Source organism: Affinundibacterium baiyunense (assembly GCF_018139645.1).
In the GTDB taxonomy this organism is placed as follows: Bacteria; Pseudomonadota; Gammaproteobacteria; order Burkholderiales; family Burkholderiaceae_D; genus Undibacterium; species Undibacterium baiyunense.
Window position 1 is genome coordinate 68,698 of sequence record NZ_JAGSPM010000011.1, and the last position, 22,445, is coordinate 91,142.

Here is a 22,445-nt window from a genome sequence, read left to right on the forward strand (position 1 = left end):
GCCCGCAGAAATGCATCGCTTGTTGATTTAATTTTTTGAAGGAAACTGCAATAGCTACCGAAAAGTCACATCGTATCAACGGTGAAATTACTGCGCCAGAAGTGCGCTTGTCAGGCGTTGATAACGAGCCGTTGGGCATCGTAAAACTGGGGGAAGCCTTTCGCTTAGCTGAAGAGGCTGAAGTGGATTTGGTGGAAATCGCGCCAACAGCGCAACCACCCGTTTGCCGATTGATGGATTACGGCAAGTTCAAGTACCAAGAGCAGAAGAAGGCGCATGAAGCCAAGCTGAAGCAAAAGGTTATTTTGGTGAAGGAAGTAAAATTCCGTCCAGGTACGGATGACGGTGATTACAACATTAAGTTGCGTAATCTCGTGAAGTTCTTGGAAGACGGCGATAAAACCAAAATTACTTTGCGTTTCCGTGGTCGTGAAATGGCTCACCAAGAAATTGGTATGCGTATGTTGGAACGCTTGAAGGTCGATTTGGATCCGTACGGTCAAGTTGAGCAGTTTCCGAAGATGGAAGGACGTCAGATGGTTATGATTCTGGCGCCTAAAAAGAAAAAATAAGTTGGTAAGCCCAAAAATCCAATTGTAGGGCGCATTACGTCGTTGTTTGTCCTCGCAATACAATCCTGCGGGAAACGCCTAGTACTGCATCCCTAAAATTGAATTTCTGAGCCCACCTTGTGGTCGTGATTTAGATCGCAAAAAAAGTATTTGTCGTGATGGTGATTCGTAAAAATCGCGATCACAACAAAGGGCATTGAACTCGATTTCAAGCCCAAGCTAAGTGAGAAGTAGGCATCCAAGAGTGGCGTCATTGTCACCACCTACCATCATATAAAAAGGAGCTGTCGTAAAAGACAGAGATGTTATGCCTAAAATGAAAACAAAGAGCTCTGCAAAGAAGCGCTTTCGTGTACGCCCAGGTGGAACTGTTAAGAGTGGTCACGCGTTCAAGCGTCACATCTTGACGAAGAAAACCACTAAGAACAAACGCCAATTGCGTGGCACCCGCAACATCAACGCGTCTGACGTAACATCAGTCATGCGCATGATGCCAACAGCTTAACCTCTACTCACTATTTTAAGGAGTTATCATGCCTAGAGTAAAACGTGGGGTTACCGCTCGTGCCCGTCATAAGAAAGTTCTCGATTTAGCCAAAGGCTATCGTGGTCGTCGTAGTAAGGTATTCCGTATTGCTAAGCAAGCAGTTATGCGCGCTGGTCAATATGCGTACCGTGATCGTCGTAACAAAAAACGTGTATTCCGCGCATTGTGGATTACTCGTATCAATGCTGCATCCCGTCAACACGGTATGACATACAGCGTGTTCATGAACGGCTTGAAAAAAGCGAACATCGAACTCGACCGTAAAGTGTTGGCCGATATGGCTGTGATGGACAAACCAGCATTTGCTGCGATTGTTAATCAAGTAAAAACGACTTTGGCTGCTTAATTAGTCATAGTCTGTAGCAGCGTTTTTGCGTAGCTACAACATGAGCGGGGCAGAGGTTCAATCCTGTGCCCCGTTTGTTTTTGTAGGGTTCAAACAAAATGGTTCGGCGATAGCTATCGAATTATTTTGTGTGAGTCTTTTGGAATTCAGCTTCCTCTTATTTAAAAGGAAGGTCGGGGTGGGGTGCAGTCGATTATTTAGAATCATAATTCTTGACTCGAATCCATTTCCGCATTGCCCTTCGCCTGAATGGGAAGGAGCGAAGTGGTGCGGCTAAGCTACCCCATCGTGTGAAACGAAGACTCTATATTTTCTATCATCCACATGAAGTGGGAAAATCGTATGAACTCATTAGATCAAATCGTAACGCAAGCTATCGCTGATTTCGCAGCGGCACCAGATGCAGCTGCTTTAGAAAATGCCAAGGCTTTGTACCTTGGTAAATCTGGTCAAATTACTGAACAAATGAAAGGTCTGGGCAAACTTGCTCCAGACGAACGTAAAGTTCAAGGTGCGGTAATTAATGTCGCCAAAGAGAAAATTGAAAATGCCTTGACGGCACGTCGTGATGCATTAGCGAATGCGCAGATGGAGGCGCGTTTAAATGCAGAAGCCATTGATGTAACTTTGCCAGGTCGCGGTCGAGGCATTGGTGGTATTCATCCAGTGATGCGCACTTGGCAGCGAGTTGAAGAAATTTTCCGCTCGATAGGTTTTGATGTTGCGGATGGACCAGAAATTGAAAATGACTGGACTAACTTTACTGCGTTGAATAGTCCAGAAAATCACCCAGCACGTTCGATGCAGGATACATTCTATGTCGAGGGTAACGATACCTCAGGCAAACCCTTGTTGTTGCGCACGCATACTAGTCCTATGCAAGTGCGTTATGCGCGCATGAATAAGCCGCCGATTAAAGTGATTGCTCCAGGTCGTACTTATCGTGTCGATAGCGATGCCACACATTCGCCTATGTTCCATCAAGTCGAAGGCTTGTGGATAGGCGAGGACATTAGCTTTGCCGATTTGAAAGGTGTGTATCTGAATTTTGTGAAAGCTTTCTTTGAAACAGATGACTTGCAAGTACGTTTCCGTCCATCGTATTTTCCATTTACCGAACCCTCCGCAGAGATCGATATTGCTTTTGGTAGCGGCCCTTTGAAAGGACGTTGGTTGGAAATCTCTGGCTCAGGACAAGTGCATCCTTCTGTAATTAAAAACATGGGACTCGATCCAGAGCAATATATCGGTTTTGCATTTGGCTCAGGTTTGGAACGCTTGACGATGCTACGTTACGGCGTTAGTGATTTGCGTTTGTTCTACGAAGGCGATCTACGCTTCCTAAAGCAATTTAACTAATGGGGGCATCTATAAATCCAATTCTCGGGCGCATATTTTCGTTGCAAAGGCACACAGCATTGAATATCGACGTATTGCTAGTTTTGTGTCTCAATCTGCACTCCGATAATTGAATTTCTAGACGCTCCATCGGCAAGATTACCTTAGATTGAATTTTCCGTACTGCAAAGTACACCATCAACATCACGGTTGAATTATGCAATTTTCTGAAAACTGGTTACGTACCATGGTTGATCCGAACATGACTTCGGATGAGTTGTCTCACTTGCTGACGATGGCGGGTTTGGAAGTAGAGGAAGTGGAGCCAGTTGCTCCGCCGTTTAGCAATGTAGTTGTTGCTGAGATTCGCGAGATCGCTAAGCATCCTGATGCAGATCGTTTAAACGTGTGTCAGGTTGATGTGGGTACTGGCACGCTGCTTAACATCGTATGTGGCGCACCGAATGTGCGCGTTGGCATGAAAGTGCCATGTGCGATGGCTGGCGCAGTATTGCCACCGGGTGCAGACGGTAAACCTTTCTTGATTAAGGTCGGCAAGCTGCGTGGCGTTGAATCGCAAGGCATGTTGTGTTCCGCTAAAGAGTTGAAATTGTCCGAAGAAGGTGGCGGTTTGATGGACTTGCCCGCAGATGCGCAAGTTGGTCAAAATTTCCGTGATTATTATCAGTTAAACGATCTCAAATTCACGATCAAATTGACGCCAAATAAAGCGGATTGTCTGTCCGTACTTGGTGTGGCGCGTGAAGTGTCGGCATTAACTGGTGCGCCTATGCGTTTGCCAGAGGCGCATATTATGCCTGTCAGTTTGACTGAAAAATTACCTGTGAAAATTAGCGCACCGGATTTATGCGGCCGTTTTGTTGGTCGTGTGATTCGTGGTGTGAACGCGAAAGCGCCAACGCCAGATTGGATGAAGCAACGTTTGGAACGTAGTGGTCAGCGCCCAATATCCGCACTCGTCGATATTTCCAATTATGTGATGTTGGAAATGGGGCGTCCTAGCCACGTTTTTGATATGGATAAAATACATGGCGGTCTCGATGTCCGTTGGGGCAAAGCGGGAGAATCCTTAAAACTTTTAAATGGCAACACAGTCGCGGTTGATGAGTGGGTCGGTGTGATCGCTGATCAGCAAGAAATTGAATCATTGGCTGGCATTATGGGCGGTGATTCAACTGCAGTTAGTCTGGAAACTGAGAATATTTATCTTGAGTCTGCATTCTGGTGGCCGCAAGCGATTCAAGGTCGCGCGCGTAAATATAATTTTTCTACTGACGCAGCACATCGCTACGAGCGTGGCGTGGATTTTGAATCTATCGTTGAGCACGTCGAACGTATCACTGCCTTGATTGTTGAAATTTGCGGAGGTACTGAGCACGTTAAGGTCGGCCCGGTGGATGATCTCGTCGTGAATTTGCCAAAACGTTTGCCAGTAAAATTGCGTACCGCACGTGCGAATAAAGTGATTGGTGTTGATTTTACCGACGCGCAAATCGCTGATATTTTCACGCGCCTTGGTTTGCAGTTCACCCAAGAACCTGGATTGTTCTCGGTCACGCCACCATCCTATCGTTTTGATATAGAAATCGAAGAAGATTTGATTGAAGAAGTTGTACGCGTGTATGGCTTTGAAAATATTCCATCCTTGCCACCGGTTGCAGCAAATGCGATGTTAATTGCGCCGGAGAACACACGCTCGACATTTACCTTGCGTCGTCAAATCGCTGATATGGATTATCAAGAGGTCGTCAATTACAGCTTTGTTGAGGAAGCTTGGGAGCGAGATTTCTGCGCAAACGACAACCCTATTAAGTTACAAAATCCAATTGCAAGTCAAATGAGTGTCATGCGTACCAGCTTGATTGCAAGTTTGGTCGCCAATGCGCGCTATAACTTAAATCGCAAGCTCAATCGCGTTCGTATCTTTGAAATTGCTGCGGTGTATCTGCGTGACGATTCTGTGCTTGATGGTGCTTTGAGTTTATCAGGCTACGATCAGCCTAAGCGTTTGGCGGCATTGGCGTATGGCTCAGTTGCTGCAGAGCAGTGGGGACAAATGACTCGGAATGTGGATTTCTTTGATGTGAAATCCGATTTAGAGAATTTATTTGCGCCCAAGGTTTTGCGCTTTAATAAAGTAGATCATCCAGCGTTGCATCCTGGACGTTCTGCGCAAATTGAATGTGATGGCCAAATCATCGGTTTAATTGGTGAGCTCCACCCGCGCCTGCAACAAAAATATGATTTACCTTTAGCACCTATCGTTTTCGAAGTTGCGCTTACTGCTTTGCAGTCCGTGGAGTTGCCTTGCCATCGTGAAATTTCTAAGTTCCAAGCGGTGACACGTGATTTGGCATTGGTTGTTAAGCAATCTGTTTCTGCCCAAGAATTAATCGATGTTTTCAAGGCAGAAATAAATAAAGCAGAATCTTGTAAAATCGTGCAAGACCTTGTTTTATTTGATGAATATCGTGGCAAAGGTTTGGAAAATGATGAGAAAAGTCTTGCTTTCCGCTTTAGCTTGCAAGATACTCAGAATACCTTACAAGATGAAACGGTAGAACTTGCGATGAATGCGCTAGTAGCTGCTGCTAATATCGGTGTATCGGCAAGACTTCGCTAACTCAATCATTTTTTTAACGCTCTGATTGCCAAGAATTTGGCAATTTGGAGCGTTATCGCTTTAAGCAAATAGAAAAATTTGTGGTGAATTTGGTTGTTGCTTCTTTGTGTTTGGAACAACAATTGCTGATTGAGACAGCGTGACTTAAATAGATAAATAAATTAGGTAAATCATGATGAACGATGTGACTTCTGCCGATCTTCAGACTCTATTAGATGAAGATTTAAAGCGTGCCGTGCGTGAAGCGCAGGCACGTTCAAAAGCGGAAAAAGATTTGCCCACCTTAACCAAGGCCGAATTAGCTGAACTGTTATTTGAACAAGTTGGTTTGAATAAGCGTGAAGCAAAAGATATGGTTGAAACTTTTTTTGGCGAAATTCGTGATGCGCTTGAACGTGGTGCTGAAGTGAAGTTGTCGGGTTTTGGTAATTTTCAATTACGTGATAAGCCACAACGTCCAGGACGTAATCCTAAAACTGGCGAAGAAATTCCAATTACTGCGCGTCGTGTCGTCACGTTTCACGCAAGTCAAAAATTAAAGGCCATGGTCGATGATTTGCATGCGCCTCATCAATTTAATAGCACTAATCCAGCGTAAATTCTCGAATGTGTGATACTTGTATGGAAAATTTTGTGTTACCTCCGATCCCAGCTAAGCGTTACTTCACTATTGGTGAAGTGAGTGATTTATGTGGTGTAAAACCGCATGTATTGCGTTATTGGGAGCAAGAGTTTGCACAGCTCAAACCTGTAAAACGTCGTGGAAATCGTCGCTACTATCAGCATCATGAAGTGCTATTAATTCGACGCATTCGTGAGCTGCTGTATGAGCAAGGATTTACGATCAATGGTGCGCGCAATAAGTTGAATAATCAAGCATCGCATGAAGACGTTGTGACAGAAGTGCGTGAACAAAGTCCGTTTAGTTTGCTGCAAATTCGCAATGAATTGCAGTCCGTATTGACTTTGTTAAAGCTGTAATTTAACGCCTCAATAAGTCGTTCAAACTGGATCGAACCACTGGGATTAATTCACTTGCAGTTAATCCTACAGGTCCTACGCCATTTTCAACACAAAGATCCGCTGCTTTTCCATGCAGGTAGACAGCTAGACATGCTGCTTGTGCGGCGTTTAATCCTTGTGCAAGCAGCGCACCGCAAATTCCCGAGAGAACGTCGCCAGTGCCCGCACTCGCTAAGCCTGCATTGCCGCTGCTATTGATCCAAGTCTGCGTCGAATCAACAATCACAGTTCCAGCGCCTTTTAGCACAACACATACTTGAAGTTCCTGTGCCAATTTTTGTGCAGATTTGTAGCGATCGGATTGTATTTCGTTTGCGCTTGTTTGTAGTAAGCGCGCAGCTTCTAAGGGATGCGGGGTAATGAGCGTTTGCCAGTGTTTTTGTGCGCGTTGGCGTACTAGTTCTTTCAGCGTTTCGTCGATCGCAATTACATTTAAGGCGTCCGCATCGATGACAAGACTTGGACTTTCCTCGAGTACTTTTTGTACGAAGTATTTTGCTTCTTCTGATGTGCCTAATCCAGGGCCAATTACCATGACTGGTCGATTCAAATCCGATGATCGTGCACTCGCGACCATGAGTTCTGGGTGGACTATGTCGATGCTAGGAAATCGTTCGTCCATCATGCCTAGGTGAACTTTACCTGCGCCGCACATTAGCGCAGCCCGTCCTGCCAAAATGGGTGCACCTAACATGCCTGAATTTCCACCTAAGATCAGAACTTCTCCATAACTACCTTTGTGGCTATCTTGTCGTCTTCTTGGTAGATATTGATCGAAGGACGACTCTACCAACAGATGCGCATCAGTGGGAGGATAGTCAGTGTGATCGAGGTTTAATGTGTTTAGAAAGATCTGTCCAGCGAAGTCTTTTGCTTTCGCGGTATGTAGTCCAATCTTGTTGCCGATGAAGGTTAGGGTATGGCTCGCACGTAAAGCAACTGCATTGTCGCCAAATATTTGGCCTGTATCGGCATTCAATCCACTGGGGACATCTAAGGCAAGCGTAGGTATTTTTTGTTGGGAATTTTGACGATTTAAGTATTCAATTAGTTCTGCAGCATCGCCTTCAATCGGGCGATTTAATCCTATCCCAAACAGACCATCGATGATTAAATCCCATACGTCTATACCGTGTTTTTTACAATCTTCAAGGTTGGTCCATTTGGCTGTGCTAGCAAGCGCACCTTGTAGGCTTTGATTCGCTTCTACCGAGTAGTTTGTTGTGGAGCCTAACAAAAGGATATGAACGTCGACTTCATTTTTGCACAGTAAATGTGCTGTTTCTAAGGCATCGCCACCGTTATCGCCAACTCCAGCTAGTATCAGTACTTTCCCTTTTTTTGCGCCTAATAATTCCAATGCGAGCTCTGCAGCAGCTTTTCCTGCTGCGCGCATTAAGGTGCCGGTCGCTAGTTGTTGCTTTGCCTCCGATTCGATAGAACGAATTTGTTCACGTCGATAAAGTTCAGTGAATTGCGTTCGCGCAAGCAGCTGATTATTTTGCATCGAGCTATGCATGTTCTGATGAACCCTTACGGTTGTTTGATCGGTACTGGATTTGGATAATTGCCAAGCGTTTTAACGTTGTCCAAACTGTGTACAAAGATGTTTTCTAGCGGTGCCAATAGATACGGCAGGATCAACATGAGCATAAGGAATCCGACCATAATCGTAATTGGAAATCCGATACCAAAGATATTTAATTGTGGCGCGGCACGAGTCAATATCCCAAGAGCTATATTGGTAATCAGTAAGGCCGCTACTAGTGGTATGGAGAGTAGCATGCCAATTTTAAATATTTCTTCACCCCAAATCGCTAGTCTTTGTACGCTAAAACCCATGCTTAACGAAGTCGATATAGGAATGTTTTTAAAGCTATTGATTAAGGCTTCAAACATCGCAAGATGCACGTTTAAACTAAGAAAGAGTAGGGTGGTGATAATTACCAAAAATTGCGCAATCGCTGAGGAACGGCCTCGTGTTTGTGGATCATAGAATGTAGCAAAGCCTAGGCCCATTGTTAGACCAATCACTTCACCAGCCATTTCAACGCCAGCAAAAATAACGCGAACGATAAATCCCATTGCTAATCCGATTACCAATTGTTGCATCAACACTGCAATTCCGGTAATCGAGAGTGGATCAACATTGTTAAGCGGTGGGATGGTTGGCGCAACGATCAGAGCAAGAAAGACGCCGAGTGCAATTTTGACGCGAACTGGAACGCCATTATTTCCAAATGGAGGTGCAATCGCAATGAAGCCGAGGATACGCGTTAGCGGCCACATGAACGAGGCAATTAGTGCGACCAACTCATTGCTACTGATAGAGATCATACGATGGGCTTATGTGGCTTATGTAGCTTTTGCAGCTTAACCAGCTAACAGCGCAATACCAGTGAACACTTCGCGCATATAGTCGCCAAGCACGCTAAGCATCCATGGGCCAGCAATGATTAGTGTCACAAAAATGCCAACCAACTTTGGAATGAAAGACAAGGTGGTTTCATTGATTTGTGTTGCAGCTTGAAAAATACTAACGATAAGACCGATGCCCAGCGCTACTAATAACAAAGGCGCTGAAATCAATAGCGTAATTTCCATTGCATGACGACCCATCGTCATAACACTATCGGGAGTCATAATTTACCTCTACTCAGTAAAAACTACGTGCCAACGAGCCAATCAGTAACTGCCAGCCATCGACCAAAACAAATAACATTAACTTAAATGGCAGCGAGACAATCGACGGTGAAACCATCATCATACCCATCGCCATCAATACACTCGCGACCACCATATCGATGATGAGAAAGGGTATGAAGATCGCGAAACTGATTTGAAAAGCTGTTTTAAGTTCGCTGGTAATAAATGCTGGAATCAGTACGCGTAATGGAATATCTTCAGGACCTTGTAAAGCAGGCGTGTTTGATAGTTTGACATACAAGGCAATATCCGACTCGCGTGTTTGTTTTAGCATGAATCCCTTTAAAGGCTCAACGCCTTTTTCCATTGCCTGTTGCATCGTAATTTTGTTCTCGGAGAAGGGCAGGTAGGCATCTGCATAAATTTTGTCGAACACCGGCCCCATCACAAACAGCGTTAAAAAGAGTGCTAATCCAACTAGAACTTGGTTCGGTGGAGACGATTGCGTACCGAGTGCTTGACGTAATAGGGACAACACGATAATGATGCGCGTAAAGCTGGTCATCATAAGCAAAGCTGCAGGAATAAACGCGAGCGAGCTTAAGAAAATTAAGGTCTGTATACTCAGAGAATAATTTTGGCCGCCACCAGATGCAGGTGAGCTTGTGATTGCAGGTAAGCCGCCGGACTGCGCAAATGCGGTCTGCGAAAACCCTAACAAAATGAGAGCGCTCAATAATGGTAAATATTGGAGCAAGAAGTGGCGCAAGTTTTTCATAAGCTACTTTTAATTTTGCGGCGGATTGCGCTTGTCCATCGTTTTTTTCAACCAATCAGCGAATGGTGCATTCAAGGTTGTGGCGCTGCCCTCAGCCTCTGGTAAGGCTTGCTTTTGCATACTTGAGAGCGTGTTGATTTGTTGTGCGGTGACTCCCAGTACTAACCATTGATCGGCAACCTCTACAACCATAACGCGTTCACGATTGCCTAAGTTAATTCCACCAATAACTTTGACGGGAAGCTTGTGCCCATTTGCAATTGGTCCTACGCGTTTCACCAGCCACGCAAACAGCAACATAATGGCGATAACAAATGCAAGTGCCAGAAAAATTTGCAGCAACCCGGTGCTAGCCGAAACTGTTGCACTTGATGATTGTGCATACACCAAATTACTGACAAACAATGTCGGCAATAGCCAAAGCTTCGTATAGCGCTGTTTAGCGTTGTTGAATATCTTGGACATTATTTATTCAGCTTACGAATACGCTCGGCAGGAGTAACGATATCGGTTAAGCGAATACCGAATTTATCATTAACCACCACCACCTCACCTTGCGCGATTAAACAACCATTCACCAACACGTCCATCGGTTCACCAGCCATACCGTCAAGTTCCACGACGGAGCCTTGCGCGAGTTGTAGCAAATTTTTGATCGCAATTTTTGTACGTCCAAGTTCAACTGTAAGCTGTACAGGAATGTCGAGAATAAAGTCGATGTCATTATGCGTCTGAGTTGCGGGCGCTTTCCCAAACTCTTGAAACATACTGGCACCAGACTGTACTGCGGGCGCAGCTTGAGCAGCCGCGGCGCGAGCAGCCGCTTCTGCATCCGCTTTTTCCTGTTCAGCAATCGCCGCACCCCAATCATCTTCACTGATAGGGCTGTCGTTATTGTCATCCATTGTTTTCTCCGTTTAGCGACTCGTGCGCTATATCATTGACACTTGAGCCTAACATTTTGTCTACACGCAATGCATATTGCCCATTGAATAAACCGTATTTACATTCCATCACTGGTGTTCCATCTACCTTGGCAGAAACGATTTCTGGGACGGAAATTGGGATAACATCACCCACCTTCATGTTCAAAATATCACCAAGCGTCATTCTGGTGGTGCCCAAATCGGCAACAATCTCAACTTCTGCGATCTGAATTTGTTGCGTCATCAAGCGTACCCAACGCTTATCGATTTCTAGTGTTTCACCTTGTAGGCTACTGGTAAGCAAATCACGAATGGGTTCTATCATTGAATACGGCATGCACATGTGCATTTCGCCACTGACTGGACCTAATTCAATCGTAAATGTCGTCGACACCACAACCTCGTTTGGTGTTGCGATATTGGCAAATTGGGTGTTCATTTCTGAACGAATATATTCAAATTGCACTGGATATACGGGCTCCCATGATTTCGCATAGGTTTCGTAAATAATCTCTAGAATGCGTTGAATAATTCTTTGTTCTGTTTGGGTAAAATCTCGTCCTTCTACACGCGTATGGAAGCGTCCATCACCACCAAATAAATTGTCGACTAATAGAAATACTAGTCCAGGATCGAGCACAATTAATGAAGTCCCGCGCAAGGGTTTCATGTGCGTTAAGTTGAGATTCGTCGGTACTACCAAGTTACGAATAAACTCGCTGTATTTCGATACTTTTACCGTGCCGACCGACACCTCTGCACTACGTCGAAGGAAGTTAAATAATCCTATCCGCAATAGTCGCGCAAATCTCTCATTGATAATTTCCAAGGTTGGCATGCGCCCACGAACAATACGTTCTTGGGTGGCCAAGTTATACGGCCTGACACCAGAGGTATCTTCGTTATCCTCTGATTCATCTTGATCGCCGGTGACGCCCTTTAGAAGGGCATCAACTTCTTCTTGTGATAGAAAATTATCAGACACGATTGTTATTGAACAACAAATGAAGTAAAGAATACGCCACTGACTTTTTGTGGCTCACCTTTTGGAACAAATGGAAGATTAACTTGCTCGGTAATTTCTTTGATTAATTCATCTTTCCCTTCAGGGGTCAATAAACCTTCTGCATTTTTACTCGATAACAGCATAATCAAGCGACTTTTTACTTGAGGTAAATTGGCTTTGATTATATTTACTTGCGCCTCATCCTCTACTTGTAAAGTCATTTGTACTTGTAAATATTTTTCTCCGAGCTCTGATTGGAGATTCACTACGAAAGGCTCTAAAGGTAAAAAAACTGGTGCCTTCGCAGGTTCGGCTTTCACTTCTTTTTCTGGTTTTTTCTTGGATAAAAACACTGCTGCTCCACCACCAATTCCACCTAAAAGCAGCACGGCTGCAGCGATGATAATAATTAATTTTTTCTTAGATTTACCTGCTGGGGCGGCATCTGCTGGTTTTGCTGGTGCTTTTGACATAAAAAATTCTCACCGATTTCAATTGTGTGTTTGATTAAGAAAAATTATCGCGCATCTGGACTCAATTTGATCTTCGAAATAGAGGCCAATTTCTTGCTCAACTCTAGTTTTTCTGATCGTTCCATTGCATGACTTATCGCATGAATATTTTTTGCGCTCACTTGGTGACGAAAGCCTGTCAAGTGAATGCCGTCTTCTACCCGGAAATACCAAGTAAAATATTTCTTGGTAGAAAGTATTCAGTACACAATTATAGTATCGTTTTCCCTTGGCTAGCCGTGAATGAAATAAGCGTGATGAAAATCAATGATTTTCACCACGCTTTGGCAACATTCATTCAAATATGCTAGTGCTTAGACGTACTGAATTAAACAAACGTATCGACTAAACCTAGATCTCTACCGGTATTCCGATTGCTTAATGTGTTTAAAACTTGATCTGACTCGATGTCAGTTCCTGACGATAGCGTGGTTTGTGAGCTGGTATTGCGAAATGACTTTTCAGCGCTAAATTGATTATTTGACTGTGCCGATTCTGCACTGACAGAAAATCCGGATAAAGAAATACCGGCATTCTCCATCATTTCGCGCAATTTTGGCGCGGCTGATTCTATCGCTTCTCTGACATCCAGATGTGATGAAACGAAGCTAGCATCAACAAAATTGTCGCTAATGCTTAAGACGACTTGCACTGGTCCCAAATCAGGAGGATTTAAGGTAAGTTGCGCACTCTGTTCACCACCCGCTACCATCCACACAATTTTTTGTCCTACTGCTTGATCCCATCCTTTAGTGCCGACGCGAGGTGCGATGTAGTCGGAGATAATTGGTGTAGCCAACTTCTCGGGTTTGATCGTTGTTACATGCGTGGTGTTGATGACTTCCTGTTTAACTTGTGTTTCATTGACATGGACTTTCACTTCAAGTTTGCCAAATTTTTCTAAATTTTGCTCGTCAAGCTTATTTGACGCTTGTGCTTCAAGCTCGTGTGCAAACGAATCAGAAACTACTGTAGCGGTATTCCACGTTTTTTCAGTTGTTTGACTATCTTTATTGTCTATTTTTGTCGTTGCAATATTTAATTCAACCTGAGATGCTTGTGACTCATTCTTGTTAGTCACTTGCTGTGGGTTGGTGTTGGCAACAAGCACTTGGGCTTGTTGCTGAAGTAGATCGGACTCAACTGGAGGCTCTGCTACATCGTTTGCAATTGGTGTCGATGATTTTGTATTATTTAGCTGTGGTTGTGGCGACAATATGAGATCGTCATGTGATTCTAATATCTCCTTGGCCTTGATATTAGGTTCAATGATTTGCTTCTCGTCTGTCAAATTGTTTAGTGGCGTGGAGAACATTACCCGATCATTTTCACCGTTATTTTTATTGATAGTTGAGAGGTCAGGCGTATCACTCGCGTCTATATCGGTGCTGATCAAGTCATCGTTCACTAAGCTGTCAGTTGTCGCTATTTTCTGAGTCTCTATACTTACATCAATTACAGAATCAGTCGTGTCGGCTTGAGACAAGGCACTAATATTGTTGACAAACATGAGTAGGGTAGTTGGATCGTTGATCGCAACGGTCGTTTGTTCATCGTCTTGCGGTGGTTTGCTTGGTTCAACTTCATTCAGTTCTTTTTGTTCCTCTGAAGTCATGGATTTATTGTTTTGAGTGACGACAGTTTTGTGCTCATTATTGTTTTTTGCAGATACTTCTGCACTTGTTTTCTTTGATTTGTTCGCCACCTCGTTTTTTAAAACTTGGTTGAACGTATTGGTATTTTTGGATTCCGTAGGCGCATTAGACGCCTTGTTTGCGACGATACCGGGCAAGACTGGATTGAGAGTTGGCGCATTGGGCATGTTGTCACCTACGGTATAGATTTGATCGATTGGTTAATAAAACGCGTTTTGATACTGTGTTTGTTTGTTTGTTTGTTTTGTTGAGTCTAATTACTTGTCTGTTCAGGCTTTACTTCTTATAAAACAGCGCTCGTGTCGCGCGTTCGTCGGTTTGTTTTTGATCGCGTTTGTTTTCTTTTTTTAATTCACTGGCGGCATTTCGATCAATTAAAGTCTTGTACGAAAGGCGTTTTTTTTCACATTCTTGCCAATTTTTTTTCGCGATTTCAATGCGATATTCGGCATCCTGAATTAGTTTTTTTTGTCCATCTACCGCTTGGTCAAGTTTCACAATAAATGCTTGAAAGTTGGTGAATTGTGTGACATTCAGTCCCTGTTTTGCATTGCTTTGAAATCTTAGTTCATAGTCACTGCGATACTGATTTAATAAATTTAATTGTTCGTTCGCATCATCTCTCGCCTTAATCATTCGGCCAAGATTTTTTGCTGCATTTTCTACTTCATTTTCAGCTAATTCGATTAATGTTGATAAGGCTGAATTTGCCATTTTCTTTGCTACCTATACCGATTGTACGGATGATTGTTTTTTTCTAAGCGTCGAATAGAGCGGAAAGTCCGGCTAAGCTCTCATTTATGGATGATTTTTCCGTGATTTCTTGTTGTAAGAAGGATTGGATTTGCGGATATTTTTTGATCGCTTCATCTAATACTGGATCAGAGCCGGCAGAGTAGGCACCGACATTAATCAAATCGCGACTTCGTTCGTATCTTGAATACAATTGTTTGAGCTTGCGAGATAGTCGCTGATGCTCAGGTGATGTAATGCCGTGCATTGCTCGACTGATGGATTGCTCAATATCAATTGCTGGATAGTGGCCACTCTCTGCTAATGTCCGGTTTAAAACGATGTGCCCGTCCAAGATCGCGCGTGCCGCGTCGGCAATCGGATCTTGTTGATCATCGCCCTCCGTTAAGACGGTATAGAAGGCGGTAATCGATCCACCGCCTAATTTGCCATTGCCAGCGCGTTCTACCAATATCGGTAACTTAGCGAATACAGATGGGGGATAACCTTTGGTTGCGGGAGGTTCACCGATCGCGAGTGCGATTTCACGTTGCGCCATGGCGTAGCGAGTTAGTGAATCCATGATCAACAAAACATTTTTGTCTTGATCTCGAAAATACTCTGCGATCGTGGTTGCGTAGGCAGCACCTTGCATTCGCATCAAAGGCGGTGCGTCTGCGGGGGCCGCGACAACAACTGAACGCGCTAATCCTTCTTCGCCTAGAATTTCTTCAATAAATTCCTTTACCTCGCGTCCCCGTTCACCGATCAGTCCTACCACAATCACATCGGCAGTCGTATATCGAGCCATCATCCCCAATAATACGCTTTTACCAACACCGGAACCCGCAAACAAACCTAGACGTTGACCGCGACCAACTGTCAGCATGCTATTGATCGCTCGCACACCGACGTCGAGCTTTTCCTTGATCGGCGCACGTGATAGTGGGTTATAAATTCGTGCACCTAAAGGTGCGGTGGCGCGACTGGTGAGTGGACCTAAAGAGTCTAATGGACGTCCATTGGCATCAAGAACACGACCAAGTAGCTCTTCACCAACCGGCAAATGTTTAGTTCGGTCAGCATTGCGTCTATGTTGCGTGCTTTCGCCTGAGGCAAATGGCGGTGTGACGGGAAATACTGGCGCACCTGGGATCACGCCATCTAAGTCGCTTTGTGGCATCAAAAAAAGCCGATCGCCATCGAAGCCAACCACCTCAGCCTCAATTTTTACGCCATTTTGCAAATGAATCAGACAGGCACTGCCAACTGGCAATTTGATCCCGACTGCTTCCATCACTAGCCCTGTCACTTTGACGATACGGCCCGAGATATTTTCACTGTGGGCCGTTGCTAGGCTTTTTTTGCTTATCGCAAATTGGTCTTTCCAAGCCTGTGATGAAAATAGTTCACTCATGGTGTGACTGCTTGGATATTGTTACTGTTTTCAAGAGCGTCTATCAGTCGAGCCCAGCGTGTCTCATAACTTGCATCGATTAGATTTTGGGCTGTTTCAATGCGGCAGCCACCTCGGCTTAGATGTTGATCTGGAATGAGTCGCCATCCATCTTTTTCAAGTTCATTACACATGAATTCCTTCAAAAGATAAAGGTCGTCGGGGTGTAAATAAATCTGCGCCGGTTGATGAATCGCTGGAAGCATGTCTATCGATTCTTTGACGATTTCCACAATCGCGTCGGATTCGTAGGCAAACTTGTGTTTCGTCATAGCACTTGCGAGACTGATTGCCAACGCGACAAAATCATGACCAATCTCATTGTGCGCCTTAGATAATTGCTCTTTAAAACTATCTTTGAGCTCGCTTAAGTTGGCTAATACTTGAGTTGCTTGTTCTCTCAACTCTTGTTCACCTACAGTCCGACCCTCTTGATAACCAAGCGCATAAGCTTCTTTATAGGCTTCAGCGTAAGCTTCATTTTTTGCTTGTTCACGAATGGCGAGCAGTTCAGCTTGAGAAACTTTCTCAACCTCAGCTGCTTTTTCTATTTGTGATGGACGAAGATCTCCAAAGGAAGTCATTTCCCAACGTTGGAATGCAGTGAGTTTTTCTTTAGGGATTACGCTAGACATAAGCGTCTTCGCCTTTCGCACCTAACATGATTTGGCCTTCGTCTGCTAAGCGGCGAACGATGAGCAAGATTTGTTTTTGCTGTGCTTCCACCTCTGACAAGCGGACTGGACCTTTCGATTCCAAATCTTCGCGCATCATTTCCGCCGCACGTTGTGACATATTCTTGAAAATCTTTTCACGCATGTCTGCGTTTGCGCCTTTTAATGCGATGATTAGGGAGTCTGATTGAACTTCACGCAACAGCAATTGAATTCCGCGATCATCGATGTCGAGAATATTGTCGAAGACGAACATTTCGTCCATGATTTTCTCTGCCATATCACCATCGTATTTGCGTAAATTCTCCATGATTGATGACTCGTTTTCACCGCTCATAAAGTTGAGAATTTCCGCCGCTGCGCGAACACCACCGATAGATTTTTTCTTCAAACTCTCATTACCAGTTAGCAGCTTAGTCAACACATCATTCAACTCGCGCAAAGCAGTTGGTTGAATACCATCTAAGGTGGCGATCCGAAGTACTGCATCATTGCGTAATCGCTCACTGAAGTGATTGAGAATTTCACTTGCTTGATCACTTTCTAAGTGCACCAAGATGGTGGCAATAATTTGTGGATGTTCGTTCTTAATGAGTTCGGCGACAGAAGCCGAATCCATCCACTTTAAGCTTTCGATTCCGCTTGCATCTTTACCGCCTAGGATACGATTTAGCAAGGAAGATGCCTTGTCGTCGCCAAGTGCTTTGGTTAACACATTGCGAATGTATTCGTCAGAATCAAGTCCGACTGTTGAACTTAAGTCAGCCTCTGACTTAAATTCTTCTAAGACCTTTGCAATCGTCTCATGCGGAATCGCACCAATTGCTGCCATCGCAGCACCGATTTTTTGAACTTCTCTTGGACCGAGATGTTTCATCACCTCGGCAGCCGCATCTTCACCAAGTGCGAGCATTAAGGTTGCCGCTTTTTGTACGCCGTCTTCACTCATTGCTGACCCATGATCTAATTACGTTGGCTACGATTTTTGGATCGCTTGAAGCTAATTGCTTTGCCATTTCCATATTTGCTTCGTAGCTTGAATTGTATTGTTTGCTCTTTTCTTCCGCCTCGCCATTGATGCTGACGATCGCAGCTTCTTCCTCTTCTGCTTGGCGCGCTTTTTCTTCCTCTTCTTCTTGACGTTGACGCTCTTTCTCTTTTTTCAGCGATTCTGGGTCTTTGCCAGTTAATTTATTGAGCGTTGGCTTCAAGTAACCAAAGAACAGGTATAACAACAATAAACCACCTATCAGATATTTTCCAATTTCTTTTGCAGTTTGCAATACATCGGGTTGCTTCCAGAGCGGTATATCCTCAGGCGTTACTTTTTCAGGAACTGCAAATGGGCTGTTTACCACGTTCAGTGTGTCACCGCGTTCTTTATTGAAGCCCATTGCTTCACGTGCTAAATCGATGATTTGATTTTTTTCAACTTCAGTTAATGCACGCGTAATGGTTTTGCCAGATTTGTCGGTTTCCGTTTTGTAATTTACGACAACTGCAACGGATAAGCGTTTCAGACCTCCCATCGCTTGTTGGGTGTAGCGTATGGTTTTATCTACTTCATAGTTAAATGTTGCGTCTTTTTGTGTCAAACCATTATTGGCTGCGTTCGCTTGCGCATCATTTGCGTTTGCCGCTGCGGTGATCGGAGCCGTTGCAGGTACCGGAGGTTGATTGGTCAGGGCGCCTGGAATACCAGAAGCGTTTGCCTGTTTGCCATAGGTTTCACTAGTTTGCTGGCTGCGAATAGTGCTTGCTTCTGGCGGTGAATTTGGACGATAGCTTTCGGCGGCTTGTTCACTGCGAGAGAAATCGATATCTGCAGTCGCTTCCGCACGAACGTTCTGAGCACCTACAATCGGTGAAATGATCGATTCCACTTTCTTGACGACGCTTTGTTGAAACTCCTGCACGTATTTCAGTTGAGATGGATCTAAATTATTGGTCGCTGTTTGTTTACTTGGATCGGAGAGTAAGTTTCCATTTTGATCAATAATCGTGACATTCTTCGCTGGTAACTCAGGAATGCTGCTCGCTACTAAATGAATGATTGCACTCACTTGTTGTTGATCTAACACGCGGCTTGGATAGAGATTTAATAGCACCGAGGCGGTTGGCTTTTGCTGCTCCCGTACAAATACCGATGCTTTAGGAATCGCCAAATGAACCCGCGCAGTTTGAACTGCGGATACAGCTTGAATGGAGCGAGCCAATTCGCCTTCTAATGCACGTTGAAAATTCACCTGTTCTAGGAATTGTGAAATGCCGAGTTTTTGATTTTCCATCAACTCAAAACCGACATTGCCACCTTTAGGAAGACCTTGAGATGCGAGTTTAAGTCGTGCATCGTGTACCTGATTGGCTGGAACCAAAATTGCGCTGCCGCCCTCAGAATATTTGTAAGGAATATTCAGCTGCTGCAGCGATGCGACAATCGCGCCGCCATCTCGGTCATTGAAGTTAGAAAACAATACACGATAGTCTGGTGCTTGGCTCCATAGCCAGACACCAACCATGACGGCAATCGTAATGGCCGCACCGACAGACAGAATGATCGTTCTGACCGCCGGCGTCTGAGGAATGCCAAATACCACTGGAACTGGTGGCGCGTCTAAAGTCGCTTCATTTGCGGTTGCCATGAGTGCCCCCGTCAGTGTGTTGAGTTAATTCAAGTTCACGCATCTTATTTCCCTGTGAAGGTTTTTTCCTTGCTAGCAATTGTGCTACAGGTAAATAAAATCAAAGGCTAGAAAAACGCGGATTTCACCTCTCTAATCATCTCTAAGCATTTGCGAACTACTGATAATCTAGTGCAAAGTGATGAGATGGAGGTATAACGTGAGTATAGGTGGAATTGATAAAAGTAGAATTGACGCAATGGTGGCACAGTTGCGTGCAGCGGCGGCAAAAATGGAGAACGTCACGCCCAATCCCATTGCCGGTAATGCTAGTCCTACCCCGAAGTTGGATTTTGCCGATGCATTAAAATCGTCTTTAGAGCAGGTGAGCGCAGCACAAAGTGCTTCACAAGCGCTCGGAAAACGATTCGCAATGGGCGATGACAGTGTCAATATGTCAGATATGATGATCTCGATGCAAAAGGCAAGTATCTCGTTCCAAGCCACTGTTCAGGTAAGGAATAAGTTGATTTCAGCCTATCAAGATATTATGAATATGCAAATTTGAGGCGTTTGTCGTATTTGTGCCATCACATGCCAGTCATCTTGGCATTTCGCTCACGCTCTAGCTTCATGATGTATCTCTGAACCGAAGTTAAGGTGCGGCTAGAGAGATTCACAAAGGCACAACCGATTCGACGAGTGGTTTTGCCATTCAGCAGTGTCAATTCTTGGGAATTTCGAATTTGTAGTGTCAAGTCGATCAATCCGATATTCGGTATGTCTATTTGACAAAATTCATAGCAAGTGCCGATCGTGATATCGATTAAGTTGCGATCATCCAGGATCGCGATTCCACCACAACTAATGTCTACCAAAGAAAATTTCTGGTTTTGTTTGCCAGACTCCGTTTCAATAGGAATCACACATTTAATAGGCATTGAGACCGGCGTGTTAATGCGATAATTTTCTCGGCGCTGTAGTCGTATAACTGAGGTTGGTACTGGCATCTGCAGCGCAGGTCGGCCTTCAAATTGTGTGCGCTGCAATTTAGACGATGAGAATTGAATGCTGATGCGATCTAGCAGGCCATCAAAGAAAACACTCGATGCTTCAACAATTCTCTGGTTCGCTTCGTGTCCCGGCGCACTGTCAATAATCACGGTGTTATTGGCATCGTCAATATCCAACACCGAGGTGATAAATGCCTCACTGCCATTGTTGATCATTAAACTAATCAACTGAGATTTATCTCTAAACCCTTTTAATAAAGCCAAGATCTCACGTCTGGACTCAACTTGATATGGACTTTGATTTTCAGTTCCTAAAGACGGGAGCGCTAATGACATATTGCTTTATTCTGTAATAATTGGACGAGAGGTCGGCGAGATTTGTTGTTTTGTAGTTATCTCGGATTCAATATGGTAAAGCCAAGCGAGTAGTTCTGCAACAACTGTGTAAAGAGCAGGAGGAATGTTGTCGTCTAAATCCACTTTCATCAATAATTTGACTAATTCTGTCGATTGATGAATGAAAATTCCGTGTTCATTGGCTCTAGCGATAATCTCTTCCGCAAGTAATCCTTTTCCTTTGGCGACGACTCGTGGAGCACCATTTTCTGGCTTGTAACTGAGCGCAACCGCGCTTTGATGTCGATTGTTAACGTAGTTATCTGGGGACGAGTTGGGCGTAGAATTAGTCTCGTTCTTCATGTTTCACTGAGAATGATTGGATTTGCGCGCCGCTTGTTTCTATCGAGCGTTCTAGGGATGAGTAAGCTGCTTTTAATAATTCGCTTGAATTTTGATGCTCAGCTTGGATTGCTAGTTGAAGTTGCTTGTTGCGAAGCTGTAATTGAATTTCGACTAGCCCTAGTTGAGGCAAGTGAATGCGTAAACTGCTGAGCCAACTTTGACTTGACTCTGAATCTTTTTTCGAAGAACTCTCTTGCTGAGGCTGTTCGTTCACTTCCCATTCTAAGGGTATATTTGGCGCTAATAGACCCGACCAAGTTAATCTCTGCTGTTCAAGAATATCCAGCTGTTGATGAATGATTTGGGCTAAAGCGTTGTGGTGGCTCTCTTCTTTATTGACCAGCACAGACTGTTCTAATTCAACAGCAATCTTTGCTTGCGGTTCTAATTCGATTTCAGCACGGCTTTTTTGCCCTTGCAACCACTGAGTAACATGCGACTCGTAAAATAATCCACTATTACTTACACTTTGATGTAGGTGACTTTCGATATGCTTTGCAATTTGTTTTTCGGGGATTAAGTTTTTATCAGTCTCTAGCAAGGGAACTAATACTTTGATATTTGATTTTTCTTGAGGATTCTTAGTCTCTTGCAAGAGCGCATTAATTAATTGTCCGGTAGGACTTAAATCAGTTTGCGAACTTTGGTCTATCGGTTCATTTGCAAAATATTGACCTGCAAAGCGTTGATTTGCGGTTAAAAGTTGTGGTGCGTTGAGTTGTGAAGTTGCCAGCTGTTTTGGTGATTGCAGTGTTGTATCTTGCGCAGAAAACGTGGATAGATTGGCTTCACTTGAGATCGATTTGGATAACTGCGTACTAGAATCGTCAGCAAAGGCTGACTTTAACTGTGACGTTTCAATTGAATTTGATCTTCTGGGTGGATCAAGCAAGCTCACTTGGCTTTGTCCATCAAGTAGAAAGATAGTGCGTGGAACAAGCTGAAGTAATGTTAGAGATAGTTTTTGCCCGATCTGCGTTGTCGTCGGCAGCGCAAGACGCATGGCGATACCATCAATTTTTGCGATATAGCTGCCATCATTTAACTTCGCTAGCACTTCGGCTTGAATATGTTTTCCAACCCCTATCTGCCCCAGCCTTTGAACGATTTCATTTTTAATTGCTTCAATAGCTTTTAGTGCGGTTGGTCCTTCCACGCCCGTAGTAATGACCAGATTAGGATCTAAGCGTGGAAAGATGCTCGACATGATTTAGT

General features: G+C 44.2%; 25 protein-coding genes. 8 read left to right on the top strand and 17 right to left on the bottom strand.

Features of this window, described 5'->3' with window-relative positions; genetic code table 11:
- Positions 1-35: 35 nt before the first annotated feature.
- From infC to KDM92_RS15825, 7 genes are all read left to right on the top strand, one after another.
- Positions 36-572, top strand: coding sequence for a translation initiation factor IF-3 (gene infC, locus KDM92_RS15795; protein WP_186915149.1), 537 nt, complete (start codon positions 36-38; stop codon positions 570-572).
- A 307-nt stretch (positions 573-879) separates the two neighbouring features.
- The gene (rpmI, locus tag KDM92_RS15800) at positions 880-1,077 is read left to right on the top strand and encodes a 50S ribosomal protein L35 (protein WP_038493025.1); all 198 of its coding nucleotides are present in this window, start codon (positions 880-882) and stop codon (positions 1,075-1,077) included.
- Positions 1,078-1,105: 28 nt separating this feature from the next.
- Positions 1,106-1,465: a 50S ribosomal protein L20 gene (gene rplT / locus KDM92_RS15805; protein ID WP_189346649.1), complete on the top strand. Its 360-nt coding sequence runs from the start codon at positions 1,106-1,108 to the stop codon at positions 1,463-1,465.
- Between the two features lie 342 nt (positions 1,466-1,807).
- Positions 1,808-2,824: a phenylalanine--tRNA ligase subunit alpha gene (gene pheS / locus KDM92_RS15810; RefSeq protein WP_212685399.1), complete on the top strand. Its 1,017-nt coding sequence runs from the start codon at positions 1,808-1,810 to the stop codon at positions 2,822-2,824.
- Between the two features lie 196 nt (positions 2,825-3,020).
- Complete coding sequence (gene pheT, locus KDM92_RS15815) at positions 3,021-5,447, top strand: phenylalanine--tRNA ligase subunit beta (RefSeq protein ID WP_212685400.1); 2,427 nt, start codon at positions 3,021-3,023, stop codon at positions 5,445-5,447.
- A gap of 175 nt (positions 5,448-5,622) precedes the next feature.
- Complete coding sequence (locus tag KDM92_RS15820) at positions 5,623-6,045, top strand: integration host factor subunit alpha (protein WP_189346776.1); 423 nt, start codon at positions 5,623-5,625, stop codon at positions 6,043-6,045.
- Between the two features lie 23 nt (positions 6,046-6,068).
- Positions 6,069-6,428 (top strand): MerR family transcriptional regulator, encoded by a 360-nt coding sequence (locus KDM92_RS15825; protein WP_212685401.1) that lies wholly within the window; start codon positions 6,069-6,071, stop codon positions 6,426-6,428.
- A 1-nt stretch (position 6,429) separates the two neighbouring features.
- Here KDM92_RS15825 and KDM92_RS15830 read toward each other — a convergent pair whose 3' ends face one another.
- From KDM92_RS15830 to fliF, 14 genes are all read right to left on the bottom strand, one after another.
- Complete coding sequence (locus tag KDM92_RS15830; RefSeq protein WP_212685402.1) at positions 6,430-7,977, bottom strand: NAD(P)H-hydrate dehydratase; 1,548 nt, start codon at positions 7,975-7,977, stop codon at positions 6,430-6,432.
- 26 nt (positions 7,978-8,003) lie between these two features.
- Positions 8,004-8,807: a flagellar biosynthetic protein FliR gene (fliR, locus tag KDM92_RS15835; RefSeq protein WP_212685403.1), complete on the bottom strand. Its 804-nt coding sequence runs from the start codon at positions 8,805-8,807 to the stop codon at positions 8,004-8,006.
- 36 nt (positions 8,808-8,843) lie between these two features.
- Entirely contained in the window at positions 8,844-9,113 is a 270-nt protein-coding gene (gene fliQ / locus KDM92_RS15840; protein WP_189346655.1) for a flagellar biosynthesis protein FliQ, read from the bottom strand.
- Positions 9,114-9,126: 13 nt separating this feature from the next.
- A complete protein-coding gene (gene fliP, locus KDM92_RS15845; RefSeq protein WP_438947486.1) occupies positions 9,127-9,885 on the bottom strand; it encodes a flagellar type III secretion system pore protein FliP in 759 nt (252 codons plus the stop codon).
- 18 nt (positions 9,886-9,903) lie between these two features.
- Positions 9,904-10,359, bottom strand: coding sequence for a flagellar biosynthetic protein FliO (fliO, locus tag KDM92_RS15850; RefSeq protein ID WP_212685405.1), 456 nt, complete (start codon positions 10,357-10,359; stop codon positions 9,904-9,906).
- The gene (fliN, locus tag KDM92_RS15855; protein WP_189346658.1) at positions 10,359-10,799 is read right to left on the bottom strand and encodes a flagellar motor switch protein FliN; all 441 of its coding nucleotides are present in this window, start codon (positions 10,797-10,799) and stop codon (positions 10,359-10,361) included. Before fliN ends, fliO begins: the two co-directional genes overlap by 1 nt.
- Complete coding sequence (fliM, locus tag KDM92_RS15860) at positions 10,792-11,805, bottom strand: flagellar motor switch protein FliM (protein ID WP_189346659.1); 1,014 nt, start codon at positions 11,803-11,805, stop codon at positions 10,792-10,794. The genes fliN and fliM overlap by 8 nt, the downstream gene beginning before the upstream one ends.
- Positions 11,806-11,810: 5 nt before the next feature.
- The gene (gene fliL, locus KDM92_RS15865; RefSeq protein ID WP_212685406.1) at positions 11,811-12,299 is read right to left on the bottom strand and encodes a flagellar basal body-associated protein FliL; all 489 of its coding nucleotides are present in this window, start codon (positions 12,297-12,299) and stop codon (positions 11,811-11,813) included.
- Between the two features lie 367 nt (positions 12,300-12,666).
- Positions 12,667-14,160, bottom strand: coding sequence for a flagellar hook-length control protein FliK (locus KDM92_RS15870; protein WP_212685407.1), 1,494 nt, complete (start codon positions 14,158-14,160; stop codon positions 12,667-12,669).
- 109 nt (positions 14,161-14,269) lie between these two features.
- The gene (gene fliJ / locus KDM92_RS15875; protein ID WP_189346662.1) at positions 14,270-14,707 is read right to left on the bottom strand and encodes a flagellar export protein FliJ; all 438 of its coding nucleotides are present in this window, start codon (positions 14,705-14,707) and stop codon (positions 14,270-14,272) included.
- 43 nt (positions 14,708-14,750) lie between these two features.
- Positions 14,751-16,142: a flagellar protein export ATPase FliI gene (fliI, locus tag KDM92_RS15880; protein WP_212685408.1), complete on the bottom strand. Its 1,392-nt coding sequence runs from the start codon at positions 16,140-16,142 to the stop codon at positions 14,751-14,753.
- Complete coding sequence (locus tag KDM92_RS15885) at positions 16,139-16,816, bottom strand: flagellar assembly protein FliH (RefSeq protein WP_212685409.1); 678 nt, start codon at positions 16,814-16,816, stop codon at positions 16,139-16,141. The genes fliI and KDM92_RS15885 overlap by 4 nt, the downstream gene beginning before the upstream one ends.
- Positions 16,809-17,804 (bottom strand): flagellar motor switch protein FliG, encoded by a 996-nt coding sequence (fliG, locus tag KDM92_RS15890; RefSeq protein ID WP_189346665.1) that lies wholly within the window; start codon positions 17,802-17,804, stop codon positions 16,809-16,811. The genes KDM92_RS15885 and fliG overlap by 8 nt, the downstream gene beginning before the upstream one ends.
- Entirely contained in the window at positions 17,797-19,497 is a 1,701-nt protein-coding gene (gene fliF / locus KDM92_RS15895) for a flagellar basal-body MS-ring/collar protein FliF (RefSeq protein WP_212685410.1), read from the bottom strand. Before fliF ends, fliG begins: the two co-directional genes overlap by 8 nt.
- A gap of 199 nt (positions 19,498-19,696) precedes the next feature.
- On the opposite strand from fliF, the gene fliE reads away from it, so the two are divergent.
- Entirely contained in the window at positions 19,697-20,044 is a 348-nt protein-coding gene (fliE, locus tag KDM92_RS15900; protein WP_329603171.1) for a flagellar hook-basal body complex protein FliE, read from the top strand.
- Positions 20,045-20,066: 22 nt separating this feature from the next.
- Here fliE and KDM92_RS15905 read toward each other — a convergent pair whose 3' ends face one another.
- Genes KDM92_RS15905 through fliK form a run of 3 tightly spaced genes read right to left on the bottom strand, consistent with a single transcriptional unit; the run spans position 20,067 to position 22,437 of the window.
- Positions 20,067-20,825 carry a flagellar brake protein gene (locus tag KDM92_RS15905; protein WP_212685412.1) on the bottom strand — a complete coding sequence of 253 codons (759 nt, stop codon included), beginning with the start codon at positions 20,823-20,825 and terminating at the stop codon, positions 20,067-20,069.
- A 6-nt stretch (positions 20,826-20,831) separates the two neighbouring features.
- Positions 20,832-21,188 carry an EscU/YscU/HrcU family type III secretion system export apparatus switch protein gene (locus tag KDM92_RS15910; protein WP_212685413.1) on the bottom strand — a complete coding sequence of 119 codons (357 nt, stop codon included), beginning with the start codon at positions 21,186-21,188 and terminating at the stop codon, positions 20,832-20,834.
- Entirely contained in the window at positions 21,172-22,437 is a 1,266-nt protein-coding gene (fliK, locus tag KDM92_RS15915; protein ID WP_212685414.1) for a flagellar hook-length control protein FliK, read from the bottom strand. Before fliK ends, KDM92_RS15910 begins: the two co-directional genes overlap by 17 nt.
- Positions 22,438-22,445: the final 8 nt, after the last annotated feature.